Origin of the sequence: Tropicibacter naphthalenivorans (assembly GCF_900176475.1) — a bacterium.
Lineage (GTDB): Bacteria > Pseudomonadota > Alphaproteobacteria > Rhodobacterales > Rhodobacteraceae > Tropicibacter > Tropicibacter naphthalenivorans.
In genome coordinates this window covers 41,796-58,578 of sequence record NZ_FWXX01000014.1, presented here as the reverse complement: position 1 = coordinate 58,578, position 16,783 = coordinate 41,796, and the positions used below count along the sequence as shown (strand labels likewise).

Sequence of the window (16,783 nt, the reverse complement as noted above, 5' to 3'; positions counted from 1 at the left end):
AGGATCGTGGCGAAGACGCCCATCTCGCTCCACCTGCGCCACCGGTTGTAGAGCGTTTCCGGGGCTTACGCGGCCCCACTGGGGCCACGGTCCCCTTCAACTGTGCGGGCCGTATTCTCGTGGTGCATCACGCCAGCGTAAACCATTGCGATTTATGAAAATAATTCCGCTCAGCACGCGCCTGTCATCAACCCTCGGGCGGCCGCGGCTCTTCGGAAATAAGGGGCGCAGACGCGCCATCCGTGCCTCTGTGAGCCAGAACAAATCGCTCATGATGCAGGTCTCCACGACGCCCCTGCATAACCTTGTCCCTCAAATCTTAATGAGGCCTGAGCCTAGGAGCCGTAGACCATGTCGGCCCGCGCGGCTTCCTTCATCCACTTCCTCAGCACCTCGAGCGGATAGCCGGAGCCGTATCCATGGCCGACACCTTCGGTTCGCCAGCCGCCGATCTGGTCCACGACATCCGCCGGGCATTCGATAGCGCGAAGGCGGTCCCGCATCGCGTGACGAAAGCCGTGCATGGTGTTCTTCTCGGCGGTCACATCCTTCAACCACTTGTTGAGGGCAGCACTTGCGGCGTTGGCGTTCGTCTCGGAAGTCTTGTTGTAACGAGGGAAAGCATGGGCGCTGGTTTCAGCTTGCGCGAGGATACGTTCAGCCGCCCACAGGGCTTCCCCTTCAAGAGGGATGTCCCGTTCACTCCCCTTCGTCTTTAGCCGACGCCATGGATGGGGGCGCACCTTGGCCACCAGACCGCCATTCTTGTCCCTCACAAAGTCGTCGCGTGTCATCCCTGCAGCTTCGGCCAGGCGCATACCCGTGTCAGCCACCAAGGCAACCAGCCAACGCAAATCATCATCCCGCTTGCGGCATTCTTTACGCACCTTGAGGAGGGCATCCCGAGACACCGCGTTGCGATCCGTCACACCAGCATCCCGGTCATAGTAGACCCCGGTAAAGGGGTTTATCAGCGAAAGGCCTTGTTCACTTGCGGCGAAGTTCGTCACAGCCCGCACGGTCCCGAAGACCCTCGTCATGCTGCTGCCTGCCAGACCCCGCGCGACCAGTGCATCGCGAAAGGCGTTCGCGTCGGCCTTGGTGTAGGCATCCAGCGCTTTGTCGCCACAAGCGTCAATCACGTAACCGCAGGAGCGCTCTGCCGCTCTGTGGAAGGTCACAGGACGACCCTTGCCCTTGAGGCGCAGATAAAGACCAACGGCTTCGGACAGCTTGATGGAGGTGCTGAGCGGTGGCTGGGGAGCAGGCGCGTGAGTGGCCTGAGTGGCTTGCTGTTGGCGAAGCATATGCTTGCCGGGCAGGTCCACGACCTTAGACCTCAGGTGATACCAATATTCGTCCAGCTGATCGGCGGCTTTACGAGCGCGGGATTCGGCGATGCGATGCGACTTGGTGCGCAGCGAATATGCGATCCGAGGGTTTGAATAGTGGTCGCGCAAGGCCCGTGGGATGCGGCGGCTGAAGCAAAACACTCCGTCTTTAACGAAGGTGAGCGCGGGAAGAATGGTCTCCGCCATGGTCTACGGCTCTTAGCATGGGCTAAAAGCTGAAGCGAAACCAATGTGTTAGCTTAGTAAATGGTGCCCGGGGGCGGAATCGAACCACCGACACGAGGATTTTCAATTTTCCCATCACTTCATAGGGACCATGCCGACTTGCGTCCAACTGCTTGACAAATGGGGAATTTCCTACGGGATACCGGCATTTCTGTTCCTAGAATTTGCTGAACACATCCGGAACGTTCCGAATGCAATTACACATAAATTACACAAGAGGACGGATCACGTTCTACTTATGTTCGGACATTGGCTGCGAGTTCCTTGAAGGACGCGCGAGTTGGATGAAAGAGAATTGATTATCTTTCCGCCCAGCGCGCGGTTTCGGTGGCTGATCCATATCGACTCCGATCAGGGCGAGACCTTGAGGATCAGAAACCGCCAATCATTGCCATCATTTTGCCAGTGAAATGAGTAGTCCTGCCTGAGCGTTAACGGCGTGCCATAGGGCGTATTGGTCCGGTAGCTCAACTCCCGCTGCGCTTGGTAGACGTGCCCTTCTCTTAAGGAAAAGTCAGCGGTGCCGGGCCTGTGATCGCCAAATGCGGGGTCAAAGTAGTGTGGGTGGTCAGTGAGCAGAACGAAAAAACCAATGTCGCAATGCTCTTCAAGATAGATTTCCAAGTTTGCCAAGTCGGCATAGGAGTCGTATCGGTTGTTGGGTTCTCTATGATTGCTCCGTTTGAAGAGTTTGAGTTCGACCGCGCACCGGGTTTCGTCTTCGCCAACAGTAAAGAAAACGTCAATTTCAGCGTTGTTGCTCCCCTTCTTGGGAAAAACGCCACCGTTGGTGCGCTGTATTCGCCTTTCCATGATGATAGAGAAAGGCAAGCCTTCCTCTCTAGCTAACAAATGCAGGGATAGAGCCAAGTGGTGCTGTACAGTCGCCTCGTTTGCTTCGCCCAAATCCCCACGATTTACCTGACCGATTACCTCTTCCAAAGCGCGGGAAAACAGGTCTTCGGCTGCCTCAATTGTCACGTTATGCCCAGCCTTTAGACGCGGGGTATCTCGTGCCCAACATGTAAAGGCCTGAGTGAACGTCGATCATGCTCCACCCCGATCTGCCTTTTAGAAGTTCGGCCATCAGGGCGTTGTTCTCGTAAATCGAGCCGGGTTCAAAGGCTTCGTCGTCCAATTCGTTCCCAGAGGGCGGCGTCTTTAGAATCTTGGCTTTGTGCAGGATTTTTAGACCGTTGAAGATCGGGCCACCCGGCGGCAGCATGACTTCACGATTGGTCAGGGTCGCTGCAAGCGCGGGCTTGGAGAACAGGGCCACCATGAACATCGCGGTCGCGTTCCAACTGCCGATATACTTGGGACGGTCCATTGACGGCGACACGAGCGGCGAAAGCCATCGTTCCTGCGCACGCCCAATCATCCGCAAGTCGTCTGGCAAGGTCGCGGGTAGTTTCACCCTCTGGAACATCAAGTAGCCTCCCCGAAGCGATTGTTCGATGGGGGTCGGGCCACGTTCCAGGTGGAAGGTCCTTGCAACGCTCAGGGCGGCGGGGTCCAGATCGGTCAGCACCTCGATAGCGGCGGCGGTGAAGTCTTCGTCGATCTTCGCCAGATGCCCCCAGCCCAAGCCCACGGCAAAGCAGACGTGCCACGGGTTTGCGGATGAAAACGTCTTAAGATGCTGCGAGATTTCGTCGAAAGCCATCGTGTTCAGTGTCTTGCTTCCGTTGTGCAGCAATTCCTGAACCTTGGTGCGCGCTGGGCCACCACCCGCGCCGCCGCCTTTGGCGCAGAGTTCGTTGAATTCGACCTGTACCGGATTCAGAGGGTTAGCGATCTTCATTTCGGTTTCCTACCCAAACAACTCATTCTTGTTCGTTCAGCGGCGGCAGGCCCGAGACGATGCGGACGGTTTCCACGCTAACGCGGGTGACGCGCTTGATCAGGTTGACGATGTAGTGGGGATCGTCGGACCAGTCGTTCGGGTCATTCTTGATCTGGCTGGCTTTGTGGATGCTGACGGCATACCGTTCCATGATCCATTCCAGCGCGGATTTGCCGTTCACCACATAGTCGTAGGCGTCCAGCGGGATGCCCTTCAGGGTCAGGTGCGGGTTATAGACGATCACGGATTTGTCCTTGCCGCCGCTGCCCTTGCCAAAGACCATCTTGTGAACGCGGTAGTCGGCATCTTCCATCACCAGACGACTGGTTTCCTCTTCCAGCGGGTAAGGTTCCACGGTTTCGTAGTTCAGGTGCCACTGGCCCAATTCGCGGCCCGCGTCACGATACGCCCGGAAATCGGCGGCGAAGGGGATGCGGGGGACCATCTTTTTCAGGTCGGCGGCAAAGCGATCCTTGTATTCGGGGGAATGCAGGATGCCGTAGACGTACCAGAAGATGTCTTGCTTGGTGATGCTGTCGTCCTCATAGCGACGGCGGTATTCGCCCAGCGCCCAATCGGAAATCGCATCGCGGCGGATGTAGCCGTCTGCGTCAGGCGTGGGGCGATCCTCGAACATTTCGCCCTGTGGCCGATCCTCGTTTTCGTCGACCTTTTCGTACCAGTAGAGCGGGAAGCCTTGGCCTTTCGACACGAGTTCATAGTCGGGCACATTCGCCGTGACGAAAGCTGAGAATGCTTTGTTCGCCCCACTGCCTGCGGCGCAGATCACAAGGTTTTCGTGCCGTGGTGTCGGGAACAGGCGATACTGTTGATAGACCATTTCGTTGAAACGGCGGTCGAAATAGAGCCATTGCCGATGGAAAGGGCGATACGACCCTTGGACGATTGCTTCGGCATTGAAGCTATAGGCTTTGTTCCTTGATGCGTCGGCTTTGAGCGCACGAGACCAACTGATTTTCTTGGCGTCGGTTTCGACGATTTCTTCCAGATCAGGCCAATCGCCTTTTTGCAACCCAGCGCAGGCGCGGGCGTAGCGTTCGCGCTCGGTCTCGTAGGTTTCGATCATCCGGCGCATGTTGCCCGCCAGTGCATCGTGGCCCGAGTTGTAAGCCCAGGCATCGCGCGAGGTCAGAACGCCCTGCGAATACATATCGAAGATCGCGTTGGCTTCGGCCTTGTCCTTATCGCCCAAGGGAATGAAAGCGTCGAAAGCGGGATCGCGCATGTTGATCCAGTCGCCTTCGGCATTCGGGCGCAGCCGTCGCCAAGGAACGGACTCAAGGCTTGCGAAGTCGTCTATGATCGCCAGCTTTTCTTCGCGGCTCAGGTAGTCGCCAATATCATGGTAGTGAAGTTGGCAGTCGCCGGTGTGGGCGGGGTCCTTCACCATGATCGTGATAGCAACCGGCGTCCGTGATCCCGCATCGAAGATGCCGCCCCCTTCCATCCGCCGCTGTTCGCCTTGGGTACGCGCGTTGCCGCGAAGGTTGAAAATGTAAAGGTGGCTGAATTCATCAGCCAGGCTCAGGCGCAGACCGTCCATATTGTTCGCCTCAAGGAACGATCCGTTCGTCACATAGGCGACGATGCCGCGATCCTCGATACGGTCAGAGGCCCAGCGGATCGCGCGGATATAGCTGTCATAGAGGTTCTTGAGCAGCTTTGCGTTCGATTTGGCCGCGTAGGTTGTCCTGATCTTGTCGTCCAGCGTCGGGTAGGCGAGGTTCTTGTTATTGTCGTTCTCGCTGTCCTGTTGCGCGGAATAGGGCGGGTTGCCCACGATCACCTGAATGGGCTGGGCCAACTGCCGTTCGGCGCGTTCGTTGTTTTCCGGCAGCACGACCTTGTCGACCATGTCGCCGTCTTCGGTCATCTGGAAGGTGTCGATCAGGATCATCCCGTCAAAGGGACGATAGGTGCCGGTGATGCCGTGATACGCCGTCTCGATATTCACCGTGGCGATGTAATAGGCGAGCAGGACCAGTTCGTTCGCGTGCAACTCGCCCGCGTATTTGCGCTCCAAAGCCTCGGGCGGGATCAGCCCCGACTGGATCAGCCGCACAAGGAAGGTGCCGGTGCCGGTGAAGGGGTCAAGGATTTGCACGCCCTCGCTCGATAGCGATTGCCCGAAGTGACGGCGCAGGGCGGCATCGGCGCTGCGCAGGATGAAGTCGACCACGGGAACGGGCGTATAGACGATGCCCAGCCGTTCGGCCATGCGCGGGAATGCGTTGTTGAAGAACGTGTCGTAGAGGTTGCGAATGATGTCCTGTTTCGACTTGTCGCTTTTGGCCAGGCTGATGCGTTCGCGCACGTTGTCGTAGAAGCGTTCGAGGCTTTCGGTTTCGCTGTCGACGGACCCTGCGTCCAGTTTGTGAACGATGGCGTCCAGCGCCTTGCCCACGGCGTTGTGTTCCGGGAAATCCGTGCCCTCGAACAGCGCCTGAAAGACCGGCATCGTCAGGATGTGCTGGGCCAGCATTTCGATGGCTTCATCCTGCGAAACGGCGGGATTGAGGGTGTCTTGCAGCCCCTTCAGGAAGCGGGCGAATTCTTCGGCCACGTCCGGGTTGCCGTCGATCATCGCCTTGATGCGGGCGATCAGCCGTTCGGCCACGGGACCGATAGATTTGGCCCATTCGCTCCAATATTCGCGGTCGCCCAGTTTCTTGGGGATCGCGGCATAGACCGCTTCGCTGATGGCGTCGATTGGCAGGGCAGGGAAATCGAGCGGCAGGGTATCGCCGCCCCCTTCGCCGCCGCCCTCACCGTCGCCGGATTTTTCGTCACCCGAGACGACTTTGACCTTGCGGCGGAATTCGGCTTCGTCGACGAGGGACTCGTCATGGGCGCGCAGGGCCTTGATCACCTTCCAGATGCTGCGGAACTGCGGATCGCTTTCGATGTAGCTGTTGTAATCGGCCACGTTCTTGGACGGCATACAGACCGGCAGGATGATGTAGCCGTATTTCTTGCCTTCCGCCTTGCGCATGACACGCCCGACCGATTGCACGATGTCGACGATGGATTCGCGGGTATCGAAGAACACGACAGAGTCGAGCGCGGGAACGTCGATCCCTTCGGACAGGCAGCGCGCGTTGGACAGGATACGGCAGTTGCCCGAACCGGGGTTATCCTTCAGCCATTCGAGCGCAGACGACCGTTGCAGGGCGTTCATCGTGCCGTCGACGTGATCAAGTTTGCAGTCGATCATGCCGGGGGCGTCATCGGGCTGATAGGTCTCGGCATAAAGTTCGGCCAAGCGCCCGAAGGTCTCCGTCATCGCCTTGGACGATTTGATGGAACGCGAAAAGGCGACGGCGCGGCGCATCGGTTCGGTGTCTTCGGTCAGGTCTTCCTGTTCGCCGTCCTCATCCACCAGGACCAGCCCTTTCTTGGACAGGCCCTTCCAGCTTCCCACGATCTTGGTGGCGAAGTTGATGTCGATAGCTTTCTTTTCGTCGAGTTTGTAGGCGCGGTTATAGCTGTTCGCCACGGCGCTCATCTTGTCCTGTTCGACGGCGACGATCAGCACCTTGTATTCGGATAGAAGTTCGCGTTCGACGGCCTTGCCGAAGCCTAGCCGATAAAATTCAGGGCCGAAGGTATCGAGTTCATCCATCGAATACAGGACCGCATCGTTCTGATCTGCCTTTGCCTTGGACGCATCGGCATAGATGCGCGGCGTGGCGGTCATGTAGAGGCGTTTCTTGCCCTTCACGATGCTGTCGTTATGCACCTTCACGAAATCAGACGGGTCTTCGCCCGGTAGGGTCAGGCCGGTTGTCCGGTGCGCTTCGTCGCAGATAATCAGGTCGAATTCACCAAGCCCAGCGCGCTGGGCGTCAGACACGACCTGAATCGACTGATAGGTGGAGAACACGACGATGCGCCGCCCGTGCGTCAGGGCTTGCGCTGCATTTGCCAGTTTCCGCGAGTCCGTGGTCGCGGGGTAGGCCAGATCGTGCGTGCGCAGGTCCTCTTCGTCGCGGCCCACCTTGCTGTCGGAACACACGACAAAGGCATGGATAGGATCAAGCGCTTGTGCGGTCCATTCCCGAAGGGTCTGCGACACTAGCGAAATCGAAGGGGCCAGAAACAGGATGCGCCCGCCCTCGGGAACCACCTGTTCGGCAAGGCGCAGCGATGTGAAGGTCTTGCCGGTGCCGCAAGCCATGATCATCTTGCCGCGATCTTCGGTTTCGTAGCCCTCGATAACGGCTGCGATTGCCTCTTCCTGATGCGGGCGCGGCGTTTTCTTGGGGCGCAGACGGATCAGGTCTGGGCGCGACAGGCTGAATTCGGTCCAGTCAATCGGGCTTTCTGCTAGATCGGCAAGGCTGATGCGGGAAACCGGAATTGTCTGCCCTTCGATGGCGCTTTCCGCGTTTCTGTTCCATTTATCCGTGGTCGACACGAGAATACGGCGCGCGAATTGGCGGCTGCCGTCATTCGTTGCGAACTGTTTGCCCGATGCTGAAAGGAAGGAATCAATGTCGGGTTTTTGGATCGTGTGATTGGGGTCAAAGAATTTGCACTGGATCGCCCAGTAATCGCCCGTCGCCTTTTCACGGGCCACGAGGTCAATGCCCACGTCAGCGCCCCAGCGGTCGGGCCATTCTTCCCAGAGCCACACATGCTCCAACAGATCGGAATATTGAGGGTCGCGGACCAGGTAGTTTGCGATCAGCCGTTCAAACAGCCTGCCTTTGCCGCGCTCATCGCTGGATAGTTCCCGAAATTGCGAAAGAATTCTATTAATCTGCTCGTGACCCATACGCATATCCATAACCGCTGTGATGTCTTCAGCCATTAGATCACTCAGACCTTTCCAGCCGCAAGTAGTTGAACGGCCAAAATAACTGCTAGTCTTCGCTCCGATCAAGAACTTCAAGGAGCCGTTCCAGCTTCGCGTCCAGGTCACGGCTCTTGCCAGCGTTGCGGATCAGTTCGCGCTGTCGAGCGAGAGGGATTTGACCATAGCTGGAGAGTGTCGTCACGACGCTTTCGTGGCCAAGGTTCTGGCTGAACGCTTTGAACTCTTCGGGTGTCCTGCACGTTAGGTACGCGTACTCGACGACGGTGTTTCTTACGCGGTGCGGAGTAAAGTAGGGGAGCCCAGCATCGGCGAACGCCCGCTTGAAAATCTCTCGAATGGGCTGAGAGTTGGACCACACTTGCCGTCTGATCCCGTCGACGACAGGCCCCCTTTGGGGGTCGATCCGATGCCGCGATTGCGGAAAAAGGGGGTCGTCAGGCTGCCACCGGAGTTCGTCACGCAGGTAGCCAACCCATGAGAACAGAACGCCTTCAATTTCAAGCCCAAGTGGCAGCAGTACTGATTCGATCAGCTTGCTGTTCTTGGTACGGACTGTTTTCGGGTCTTGAACGATCATCTGCCTGTCGATGTCGACGTGGCCTAGCAGCAAGGAGGCGGCTGCATTGTCTCGGATGCCGGTCATCATTAGAAGGGCAAAGACAGCACGATCACGCTTATCCAGAATGGTCTCAGAAGGCATCGAAGCCAATGCGCGCTTCAATTGATCCATGGTCGGTGAAGGCTTCGAAGGTGAAGATGTTGCCGCGCGAATGTCCTTCTCAGAGAGGTTGAAATACGCGATGGCATTGGTGTCTATCTTGGACTTGAAACCCGGCTGCACTGACAGCCACCGGAAGAACCGTTGCACCGCTTTCAAGGTCGAAAGAACGGTGGAGTTTCCGAGGCGTTTGCTTTCGTCGGCGGGTGAGGACAGTTCCGCCCTGAAGCCTTTAGCCTGATTGCGATTAAAGCGTCCAAAGTCGCAGAAACCAGTGTACTCCTCGAAGCGCAGGATCGCCTTTTCGACCCCGCGCACGGTGGCTTCGGACTTTTGGTCCGCTTCGCGCAGGAACTCAGCGTAGTCACGCTTGATCCGTTCATTTTCCGCGTTGAATTTGTCCATTTTCTTCTTGCTCCTTTGAGTCACCATCCAAGAGGGAAATGCTGCTCCCCTTTAGGCTTGGGGTCCGCCTCTGGAGTGGCCCGAATGAAGTGGTGTAATCTGGCAGTCTGGAAGCGCTGCCTGCGCGGCAGATTTTCCCGCCACATGAACAACAAGTCCCAATTAACCGAACCGTTTTGTCGTTCAGATCAGCAATGTGGACTGAGCCTAGAATTGGCAAGCGAGGCGCGCGGCATGAAAGGCAGTACATCTCGTCCGGGCCGCACTTCTGCTTGCTGTCTTTGACGCGGGCGTCCAAGTATCTGCGAAGTTCTGCACCGTGGACAAGGGTTGGGCTCTGGCCATCAATCGCCCCCAACCCGTTCTTGAGCCATCGGCGCACAGTGTGAACGTGGACTTCGAGAAGGGCCGCAACTTCTGGCACAGAGTAGGTGCGCCTGATGCGGATGCGCCTGCGGTCCGGGTTCTTGGCTCCCGGCATCTTGGAGGTCCTAGTCGCCCGCCCGAATTTCTCGACCGCCGGTTCCGGCGAGGCGAGGGGCGGCGGCAATCCAAGACTGCAGGTCTTCGAGGAAGTAGAAAGCGCGGCCGCCCAACAGCACGTACTGCGGTCCTTGGCCCTTCATCGCCCAGTCGGCGAGCGTCTTCGGCGAGCAGCCAAGGTAGCGGGCCGCGTTCTTGCGGTCCATACGCCCGTCCGGATGAATGAAGACGCGTTGGGTATCAGTGTCGATTTTCATGGTTTGTTTCCTTGCTCAACAGGCTTCGTCGGTCAGTACACGACAGGAAGAGCAAGACATGTATTGAAACTCAATACGCAACGTGCAAAATGGATCATGACGGAACGTTTCGACACGAGGACATCATGGCAATTAAGGTTCCAAAGGGCGCTGGATCGAAGTTGGGCAGGACAGAGACGGTTTCGATTCGGCTTGATCCGCGTCTAAATTACTTATGTGAACTAGCGGCCAGATCGCAGCGCCGGACCAAATCTTCCTTCATCGAGTCGATGTTGGCCGAGCAGATTCAAACACTCGTCATCAACAAGTGGCGTGAGCCGGGATATGGTGACCCAAGTACCTTTGGGGATGCCGCCGAAACGCTCTGGCATGTACGCGAAAGCCAGCGTCTTGTGTCGTTGGCCCTGATCGCGCCGGAACTGATGACGTTCGAAGAGCAGCACGTCTGGGCGCTTATCGAGGAGAATGGGTATTTTTGGCTGGGGCGCTGGGAAAAAGAGCGCTGGAAGTTCAGTACCGACCTTGGGTCGATTGTAAGGGATCGCGTTGATGAATGTTGGGACGACCTTCTCGCCGTAGCTGTGGGCGAGAAGAGTGCAGACGTGCTCCCCAAGGTGACGGAAAAGTCAGGCAAGCCAGAACACAAGCGCGACATTGACGATGAAATTCCGTTTTGAGGGCACGTATTCATGGCAATTCGTTTTTCCAAACTGACACGTCCTGCAATCCGGACCCTGAAGATCGGTGACAGCCTTACCGAACATGGCATAACGTTCCGGCGCGACGCCAATGGTGATGGTGTGTACTCCGTCAATATTATGGTCGACCGTCGGCGAATTCATCGTGTGATCGGACGAGAGTCCGAGGGTGTGACGAGACAGCAGGCGGAAGATTTCATCGCCCAAGCCAGAACCGATGCAAGGCGTCAGCGGTTGGAGTTGCCCGAGGGGCGCAAGACGCCACTGAGCTTTGAAGAAACCGCCGACCGCTACGTTCAGAGGCTTCGTGACAGTGACGGAAAAAACATCGACATCAAAGAGCGTCAGCTAAGGCAACACTTGGTCCCGTTTCTTGCGGCTAAGCCATTGAGTGCCATCGAGTCCTTCGACGTTGAACGCTACAAGAAGGCCCGCCGCACTGAGGGCGCAGCAAAGGCGACCATCAATCGAGAGCTGGCCACACTCTCCCATCTCCTGAACCAAGCGGTTGAGTGGAAGTGGATTAAGAGCAAGTCGGTCAGGATCAATCGCTTTAAGGAAGACAACCAGCGGATTGTTTACCTGACAGATAATCAATGCGTTGCCTTGCTGGACGCGGCAGCATCGGACCACAACGAAAACATCCACGCCTTCGTCATGGTCGGACTGCACACGGGGATGCGTCATGCGGAAATTCTCGCGATCCGTCGAGAAGATGTCGATGTTGGAAAGCGAGTGATCTGGGTTCCGCAGGCGAAGGCGGGGTCTCGTGAGCAACCTATCACGCGCGAATTGGCTGAGTATCTGGGGAAACGCATGGATATGTTGCCGCCCGGCTGCGAATGGATGTTCCCTTCGCCGGGAAGTGCTACCGGTCATGCCCACACGATCCGCAAAGCCTTTCGCCGCTCTGCCGAACGTGCTGGTCTTGATCCCGATCAGATCACCCCTCACACGCTTCGCCACACGGCGGTGACGCATCTGGTTCAGGCGGGCGTTGACCTGCCCACAGTCCAGCGTATTTCCGGTCACAAGACGTTGTCTATGGTTGCACGCTATGCGCATCAAAGCGGCTCTCACATCGAAGCCGCAATGGATCGGCTGGAAGGGCGGGTCAGCGGCACTCAAGAAGACAATATCCGTAAGCTAAAGCCGAAAAGTTCGGCCTGATTACACACGAATTACACGTACACTTTAGTGCATCAAGCTTAACGGGGTCTAAGTCTTTGATTTTTATGGTGCCCGGGGGCGGAATCGAACCACCGACACGAGGATTTTCAATCCACTGCTCTACCCCTGAGCTACCCGGGCACTGGGTGAGAGGCGCTGCCTCTCGGGTGAGGGCGGTCTATAGGAGCCCCACAGCGGTGACAAGTGCTTTTTTCAACCTTTTTCATCTTTCTTTGCGCCGCCGCCGAGCGGCCCTTTCCAAGGCCCAGAATTCTGGGTAAATCCTTGCCCATGGCCATCAAACCGACCGCTCTGGCGCAGCTTTTGGATCATGGGTTCGACACCGTGATTGACGTGCGCAGCCCCGCTGAATTCGCCGAGGATCATCTGCCCGGAGCGATCAACCTGCCCGTTCTCGACAACGAAGAGCGCGCCCGCGTCGGCACAATGTATAAACAGCAAAGCCCTTTTCTGGCTCGGAAAATCGGGGCGGCGCTGGTGTTTCGCAATGCGGCTGATCACATCGCGGGCCCGCTTGCGGATCGCGAAGGTGGCTGGCGGCCCTTGGTCTATTGCTGGCGCGGGGGGCAGCGATCGGGGTCGTTTGCTTGGATGCTCAAGGAAATCGGTTGGCGGTCCGAGCTGATCGACGGAGGCTATCGCACCTATCGCCGCTTGGTCTCGCAGGCGTTGTATGACGTACCGCTGCCGCACCGTTTGGTGCAGCTGGGCGGCTATACCGGGACCGCCAAGACCGAGCTGTTGCCGCTGCTGGCCGCGCGTGGGGTGCAGGTGGTCGACCTCGAAGGCTTGGCCCGGCACCGAGGCTCTTTGCTCGGCGAGATGCCCGGTGGGCAACCTAGCCAAAAGGGCTTTGAAACGGCTTTGGCCCAGGTTTTGCACAGGCTTGATCCGACGCGGCCCGTGGTGGTCGAGGCAGAGAGCAGCAAAATCGGCACTTTGACCCTGCCGCCGTCCCTGTGGGAGGCGATGAAGATCGCGCCGTGGGTCGAAATCGCGGCCCCTATTGCGGCCCGCGCGCAGTATCTGGCCCGCGCCTACGAGGATATCCTGGCCGATCACGACGGGTTGCGCGCGAAACTCGCGCATTTGCGGTTTCATCGCGGTCATGCGCTCGTCGATCACTGGGAGACGTTGATCGCCGCAGATGACCGGTTGGCTCTGTGTGAATCGCTGGCCGTCGACCACTACGATCCGGCGTATAACAAGTCGATGCGCGCCATGTCGCCGAATGTGTTGTACCGCATCGAGGCCCCCGCCCTTGATCCCGCGGCGTTGAACGGGGTAGCGGATCAGCTTGCGGAAAGGCTTCACGCGACGTCGATCTGACCTGCCTTATCGGTAATTTCCCCAATGATCGCAGCGGTGTAGCCCGCCGAGGCCAACTGGCGGAGCAGGTCTTGGGGATTGCCAGAGACGCAGGCCAAAAGCCCGCCTGCGGTTTGTGGATCAAACAGCAAAGCGATGCGGGCGTCCTCTGCGAGAGCGGGCAGAACCTGGCGGTTATCGGGGTAAAGCGTCGAGCGCACGCCGTCTTGCGACAGCTCCAAAGCGCCGGGCATCACGGGGATCGCGTCCAGATCAAGGCGCGCGCCGACGCCGGATGCTTTGCAGATGTTGTTGACGTGCCCCACAAGGCCAAAGCCGGTCACATCGGTCATCGCATTGGCTTTGCTCAAGATTTCCGAGGCGCGGCCCTGCGGCTGCATCATCAGATCAAGCGTGTCCATGACCCAATCGCCCTTGGCGCTGCCCGCCATCTCTGCCGCCATGACAACGCCCGAGCCTATGGGCTTGGTCAGGATGATGGTGTCGCCGGGCTGGGCGCCGGCCAAGGTGATCGGTTCGGCGTCGCACAGGCCGGTGATGGTAAAGCCCAGGGTCAATTCGGCCCCCAAGGTCGTGTGCCCGCCTACGATTTGCGCCCCGGCTTCGGTGATAACCTCTTGAGCAGTCGCCATAATTTCGGAAAAGCTGCGGGCGGCGAGTTGTTTTGACAGGCGCGGTAGGATGATATTGGTCGTGACCGCCTGCGGCTTGGCGCCCATGGCCCAGACGTCGCCCAGGGCATGAATGGCCGCGATGCGGGTCATGACGACGGGGTCTTCGATCATGCTGCGCAGGTGATCGGTGCTGATGACCTGACGCGCGCCCCCGACCCGCAGGTAGGCGGCGTCGTCGCCGGGCAACTGGAGGATGTCGTCGCGATGCGCGGGGGCGAGACAGGTCAAGGTTTGATCCAACGCGCCTTGGCCAAGCTTGGACCCGCACCCGCCGCACATTGGCTTGGGGCCGATCGCGTCGGCCATGCCCGCGGCATGAAAAGCGGGCAGGGGGGACGGCGCCATCTGGGGCAAGTCTCTGAACATGTTCATGAACTTCTGGTCGATGTGATTTTTCCATCGCCAAAGAAGCGGACCAGACAGCGTCAGGCCAAATTTATCCGCCATCGCAGATTTCCGGCCCAACGAGATAAGCTTGAGGTAATCCCGCTGCGGTCGGTAGCTTTTGGCGCGGCCTTGTTCCGACAGGGCGACCTTGAGATTATGCAGCAACGTCGGCGCTTGCCGGACGGCGTAGACGCCGGCCTTGGGCCGCGGCGTCGCGGTCATGTGGGCACAATCACCGACGGCAAAAATATCGGGATGAGAGCTGCGTAAATCTGGGCCGATGTCAATAAACCCATCGGTTTGGGCGAGATCAAGCGCGGCGATCCAGTCGTGGGGGCGCGCGCCGGTCGCTCCACAGATGAAACCTGCGTCGATCACTCCCTTGTCGGTGATCACTTGCCCCGCGCGGATCTGTGTCACAGAGGTGTTTTCGTGGATCGTGACGTTTTCACGTGCCAAGGTCGCCCGCAGACGATCCGCGGTTCGGCTCGGAAGGCCGGCAAGAAGCGTTCCACGTTCAATGAGGGTGACGTTGGCGGACGAGGGGAGCGCGTGGGCAAAGGCCAATGCGATCTCGACCCCTGCAACGCCCCCACCGATGACTGCCGCGCTGTCTGCATTTGCACCCATCAAGTAGTCATTCCAGCTTTTTGCAAATTTTCCCAGAGGTTTAGCTGCCACTCCGTATTCAGAAAAACCGGGCAAGCTGGGAAGCTCGCTGTTGATGCCCACGTCGATGGAAGCAATATCAAAAGCGATGGCCGGGCGGCCGGGCACCGTGACGGTCTTGGCGGTCGTATCGATGTCAGAGGCCGCACCGTCGATGATACGCGCACCGGCAAATCGAGCCAGCTTGACCAGATCGATGTCCAGCGCGTCCCGCGTGTAGTGCCCTGCCAGATGTCCGGGAAGCATCCCAGAGTAGGGCGCAGTCGGGCCGGGGTTTATGACCGTGACGCGCACGCCCGGCAGAGGTTTCATGCCCCACATCCGAAGGACCAAGGCGTGTGTGTGCCCGCCCCCGATCAAAACCAAGTCGCGCGTGTCTGGCAAAGTGGTTGATCGCATGACGGCCTCCTGTTTGGCGGAGACTTAACACGTCTTGTCGGCCGCGCCTATGCGGCGCGTTTCCCATTAGAACAAGGTGATATCGTTTGCGGGCTTCGGCGGCGGCGGAGCAACGACAGCCGGTGTGACATCCACTTTGTCAGTGACCAAAAGCTGTCTGACGCGGCCACTTGTTGGCCAGAACCGAATGCGTCGTGCGGACGTTCCTCCAACGCTTTCTGCCGCGCATGGGATTCCTTCATCCGAAAGAAATTTGTGAGCAAACTTCGCGTTCGAGGCACCAATATCCCTGAGGTTCCCCATCATGCTTGCACCGCCGAAAACCTTGGCCTCAAGGCGGTTGCGCATCGCCCCCTTCTTCAAAAGACCGTTGATCAAAAGCTCCATGGCGTAGGCGCCGTAGCGCACGTTTTCGCCGTCTTGCCCGTCCCGGCTAGGCAAGAGAAAGTGGTTCATCCCACCGATTTTCCTTTGTGTATCATACAGGCAAACAGCGATGCAGGAGCCAAGAACCGTTGTCAGAACCTCGCTCGGGTCCTCGGAAATAAAGTAGTCGCCTTGGATGACGTTTGTTAACTTTTCCCGATCTCCGGTCATTTAAACGATCCCCCAACCTTCGGGTTTCTACTGGAAGCATCGGCCAAGAGGGCCGCGCCGATCTTATCAAGCGGAAGGCAGAGCTCCACGCCGCCATTTTCCATGGCAGCTCTTGGCATTCCGTAAACAACCGAGCTTTCTTCGTCTTGTGCGATGGTTTTTGCGCCAGCGAGCCTTAATTTGCGCAGCCCTTCCGCGCCATCTCGGCCCATGCCGGTCAATAACGCGGCGCGAATGCGGGGTCCAAGGTGTGTGGCCGAGTCGAAAAGCGCGTCGACTGAAGGCATGTGCCCAGACACGTTGCCAAAATCAGTCAATTTGTACATAAGGGAGGGTGCGTTTTTGATGACCAAGTGTGCTTGGCTTCCTGCCCCGATTATCACCTTCCCAATTTGTATGGGCCCCTCTTCTTGGGCGAGCGTCACTTTGGCTTTGCATTTTTTGTCCAGAAGATTGGCCAAGCTTTCTCCAAAGCCGCGTCCCGTATGTTGAACAACTAAAGTCGGCGGGCAGTCCTCGCCAAAGTCAGCCAAGACCTTGAGCAACGCATCGATTCCGCCGGTGCTCGCACCGATCAAAATGATAGGGTCGTCGGACCTTTGGTTTGGCGCATTCTTCAACTGAACCATTTTCCCAAGGCTTTGACGAAGGTTATGCATGGAGTCGGCCCTTCTTGGATTTCCTGAAGGCGGCAGTTTTGAAGATTCGATTTA

At 58.1% G+C, this 16,783-nt stretch carries 13 protein-coding genes, 1 tRNA gene and 1 pseudogene; 3 read left to right on the top strand and 12 right to left on the bottom strand.

Annotated features, from left to right (window positions below; all coding sequences use genetic code 11):
• The 8 genes and pseudogenes from B9A11_RS21960 to B9A11_RS19185 form a co-directional block, all read right to left on the bottom strand.
• Positions 1-273 (bottom strand): annotated as a pseudogene (locus B9A11_RS21960) (transposase); the annotation flags it as partial.
• Positions 274-335: 62 nt separating this feature from the next.
• On the bottom strand, positions 336-1,538 hold the full coding sequence (locus tag B9A11_RS19210; RefSeq protein ID WP_058249303.1) for a DUF6538 domain-containing protein: 1,203 nt from the start codon (positions 1,536-1,538) through the stop codon (positions 336-338).
• 390 nt (positions 1,539-1,928) lie between these two features.
• Entirely contained in the window at positions 1,929-2,558 is a 630-nt protein-coding gene (locus B9A11_RS19205) for a hypothetical protein (RefSeq protein WP_058249304.1), read from the bottom strand.
• 1 nt (position 2,559) lies between these two features.
• A complete protein-coding gene (locus B9A11_RS19200; RefSeq protein ID WP_058249305.1) occupies positions 2,560-3,381 on the bottom strand; it encodes a hypothetical protein in 822 nt (273 codons plus the stop codon).
• A gap of 22 nt (positions 3,382-3,403) precedes the next feature.
• Complete coding sequence (locus B9A11_RS19195) at positions 3,404-8,257, bottom strand: DEAD/DEAH box helicase (RefSeq protein WP_222103140.1); 4,854 nt, start codon at positions 8,255-8,257, stop codon at positions 3,404-3,406.
• Between the two features lie 52 nt (positions 8,258-8,309).
• Positions 8,310-9,386 carry a tyrosine-type recombinase/integrase gene (locus tag B9A11_RS19190; protein ID WP_058249306.1) on the bottom strand — a complete coding sequence of 359 codons (1,077 nt, stop codon included), beginning with the start codon at positions 9,384-9,386 and terminating at the stop codon, positions 8,310-8,312.
• Complete coding sequence (locus B9A11_RS22650) at positions 9,361-9,867, bottom strand: helix-turn-helix domain-containing protein (RefSeq protein WP_143595946.1); 507 nt, start codon at positions 9,865-9,867, stop codon at positions 9,361-9,363. Before B9A11_RS22650 ends, B9A11_RS19190 begins: the two co-directional genes overlap by 26 nt.
• 10 nt (positions 9,868-9,877) lie before the next feature.
• Positions 9,878-10,126: a helix-turn-helix transcriptional regulator gene (locus tag B9A11_RS19185; RefSeq protein WP_058249307.1), complete on the bottom strand. Its 249-nt coding sequence runs from the start codon at positions 10,124-10,126 to the stop codon at positions 9,878-9,880.
• Positions 10,127-10,251: 125 nt separating this feature from the next.
• Between B9A11_RS19185 and B9A11_RS19180 the strand changes: the two genes are divergently transcribed.
• Both B9A11_RS19180 and B9A11_RS19175 read left to right on the top strand, forming a co-directional pair.
• Positions 10,252-10,803 carry a hypothetical protein gene (locus B9A11_RS19180; protein ID WP_143595945.1) on the top strand — a complete coding sequence of 184 codons (552 nt, stop codon included), beginning with the start codon at positions 10,252-10,254 and terminating at the stop codon, positions 10,801-10,803.
• 12 nt (positions 10,804-10,815) lie between these two features.
• Positions 10,816-11,994 carry a tyrosine-type recombinase/integrase gene (locus B9A11_RS19175; protein ID WP_058249309.1) on the top strand — a complete coding sequence of 393 codons (1,179 nt, stop codon included), beginning with the start codon at positions 10,816-10,818 and terminating at the stop codon, positions 11,992-11,994.
• A 66-nt stretch (positions 11,995-12,060) separates the two neighbouring features.
• Here the strand turns inward: B9A11_RS19175 and B9A11_RS19170 are convergent.
• Positions 12,061-12,135 (bottom strand) — tRNA-Phe (locus B9A11_RS19170).
• Positions 12,136-12,285: 150 nt separating this feature from the next.
• Here B9A11_RS19170 and mnmH point away from each other — a divergent pair.
• The gene (mnmH, locus tag B9A11_RS19165) at positions 12,286-13,344 is read left to right on the top strand and encodes a tRNA 2-selenouridine(34) synthase MnmH (RefSeq protein ID WP_058249310.1); all 1,059 of its coding nucleotides are present in this window, start codon (positions 12,286-12,288) and stop codon (positions 13,342-13,344) included.
• Here mnmH and selD read toward each other — a convergent pair.
• The 3 genes from selD to B9A11_RS19150 form a co-directional block, all read right to left on the bottom strand.
• Positions 13,326-15,473 (bottom strand): selenide, water dikinase SelD, encoded by a 2,148-nt coding sequence (selD, locus tag B9A11_RS19160; protein ID WP_058249311.1) that lies wholly within the window; start codon positions 15,471-15,473, stop codon positions 13,326-13,328. The two genes, mnmH and selD, sit on opposite strands and share 19 nt — an antisense overlap.
• 66 nt (positions 15,474-15,539) lie before the next feature.
• Positions 15,540-16,070 carry a chemotaxis protein CheD gene (locus B9A11_RS19155; RefSeq protein ID WP_058249312.1) on the bottom strand — a complete coding sequence of 177 codons (531 nt, stop codon included), beginning with the start codon at positions 16,068-16,070 and terminating at the stop codon, positions 15,540-15,542.
• Positions 16,067-16,729, bottom strand: coding sequence for a CheB methylesterase domain-containing protein (locus B9A11_RS19150; RefSeq protein WP_058249313.1), 663 nt, complete (start codon positions 16,727-16,729; stop codon positions 16,067-16,069). Before B9A11_RS19150 ends, B9A11_RS19155 begins: the two co-directional genes overlap by 4 nt.
• Between the last annotated feature and the right edge of the window lie 54 nt (positions 16,730-16,783).

What these genes read in the sequence shown, in the direction of transcription:
- B9A11_RS19200 (WP_058249305.1), bottom strand. Translation starts at nt 3,381, where the DNA reads ATGAAGATCGCTAACCCTCTGAATCCGGTACAGGTCGAATTCAACGAA.
- mnmH (WP_058249310.1), top strand. Translation starts at nt 12,286, where the DNA reads ATGGCCATCAAACCGACCGCTCTGGCGCAGCTTTTGGATCATGGGTTC.
- B9A11_RS19155 (WP_058249312.1), bottom strand. Translation starts at nt 16,070, where the DNA reads ATGACCGGAGATCGGGAAAAGTTAACAAACGTCATCCAAGGCGACTAC.
- B9A11_RS19190 (WP_058249306.1), bottom strand. Translation starts at nt 9,386, where the DNA reads ATGGACAAATTCAACGCGGAAAATGAACGGATCAAGCGTGACTACGCT.
- selD (WP_058249311.1), bottom strand. Translation starts at nt 15,473, where the DNA reads ATGCGATCAACCACTTTGCCAGACACGCGCGACTTGGTTTTGATCGGG.
- B9A11_RS19175 (WP_058249309.1), top strand. Translation starts at nt 10,816, where the DNA reads ATGGCAATTCGTTTTTCCAAACTGACACGTCCTGCAATCCGGACCCTG.
- B9A11_RS19180 (WP_143595945.1), top strand. Translation starts at nt 10,252, where the DNA reads ATGGCAATTAAGGTTCCAAAGGGCGCTGGATCGAAGTTGGGCAGGACA.
- B9A11_RS19195 (WP_222103140.1), bottom strand. Translation starts at nt 8,257, where the DNA reads ATGGCTGAAGACATCACAGCGGTTATGGATATGCGTATGGGTCACGAG.
- B9A11_RS22650 (WP_143595946.1), bottom strand. Translation starts at nt 9,867, where the DNA reads ATGCCGGGAGCCAAGAACCCGGACCGCAGGCGCATCCGCATCAGGCGC.
- B9A11_RS19150 (WP_058249313.1), bottom strand. Translation starts at nt 16,729, where the DNA reads ATGCATAACCTTCGTCAAAGCCTTGGGAAAATGGTTCAGTTGAAGAAT.
- B9A11_RS19210 (WP_058249303.1), bottom strand. Translation starts at nt 1,538, where the DNA reads ATGGCGGAGACCATTCTTCCCGCGCTCACCTTCGTTAAAGACGGAGTG.
- B9A11_RS19185 (WP_058249307.1), bottom strand. Translation starts at nt 10,126, where the DNA reads ATGAAAATCGACACTGATACCCAACGCGTCTTCATTCATCCGGACGGG.